1 protein-coding gene is annotated in these 1,104 nt (G+C 66.9%); it reads left to right on the forward strand.

Annotated features, from left to right (window positions below; all coding sequences use genetic code 11):
- Positions 1 to 176 precede the first annotated feature (176 nt).
- Complete coding sequence (locus C1I97_RS37700; protein ID WP_146608448.1) at positions 177 to 794, forward strand: hypothetical protein; 618 nt, start codon at positions 177 to 179, stop codon at positions 792 to 794.
- Positions 795 to 1,104: the final 310 nt, after the last annotated feature.

Raw genomic sequence — 1,104 nt, forward strand, 5'->3', positions numbered from 1 at the left:
CGCACCCGCCTGCGCAAGCACCCCGAGTACGGCTACGTCACCCCGCTCGAAACCAGAGCTCTGGTGACCCAAGACCTCGCCCCCGCAGCGTAAACATCCGCTGTCCATGATCAGGGGGGAACTTCACGGATGCCTGAGGAAGATCGTTTGCTCGCGCCGTTGGGTTACAGTCCGGCATGGGCATCGCAGACACCTCCATAGCGGCAGCCTCGGCGGCTCTCAGCGGCTTGGCCGCCTGGGGAGCCTGGAAGGCTTCCTCCAAGGCGAACGACACTGCTGCGGCAGTGGCGCAGATCGAGCGGGATCGCTGGCACAACGCACTCACGCCACAGCTCCGCCTGAAACTGGAGCAGGACAAGCAGATGCTGTACGTCCGGTTCGACGGACCATCCCAGCTCGGCCGGCTGCACGTCAGGCTCACCATCCGCGATGACTTCGACCGCACGCGCGTGCCTCCTCTCGCCGGCGGCCCGACGACTGACGAGATCGCCCGGACCATCTGGGGCCCGTACCGGTTCCGGCCCGGAGTCGACGGCGCCGACCAGGACGGTCGAACGGCCGCGGCCCTCCCTTTGGAGGCAGGAGACCGGACCAGACTTGCTGTCGACCCCACGGTGAGGCCTGCCTGGTACGAGGGCGTCGAAGGTGAGGAACGTTGGCGACGGCAGTACCGCACCGCGACGATCCGGCTCTGGGGGGACTGCGAAGCGGAAGGGCACAAACCGTGGCGCCTGAGCTTCGGTGTCACCCAAGACGGCCGATGGGCCCAGACGGGGCGCGTTGTCGGGTCCTGAACAGCTACCTTCGGTGTCTCATGCGGGAGAGGGGAACGGCGTCTACGCCGTGAGGGGGGAACGTGAGCAGGCAGGACCGTGCTGACGCGGTGGACCGGGTGATGGCTGAGCGGCTCCTGCCGGAGGCCGCGGTGCAGGCACTGGGCCGCTGGTGGCGTGAGAACGAGGTGACGTACGGGGACGGAGGCTGTTTACTCCTCTGTGTAAGAGGTGATCTTGCTGGGTGCTGGTCGGGCCCCGGTTGACACCAGGAATGTGACGCACAGTGAGTGACCTGATGAACGAGACCAGCCCGTACGCCGAGCCCGTG

Origin of the sequence: Streptomyces sp. NTH33 (assembly GCF_003236365.1) — a bacterium.
Taxonomy (GTDB): Bacteria; Actinomycetota; Actinomycetes; order Streptomycetales; family Streptomycetaceae; genus Streptomyces.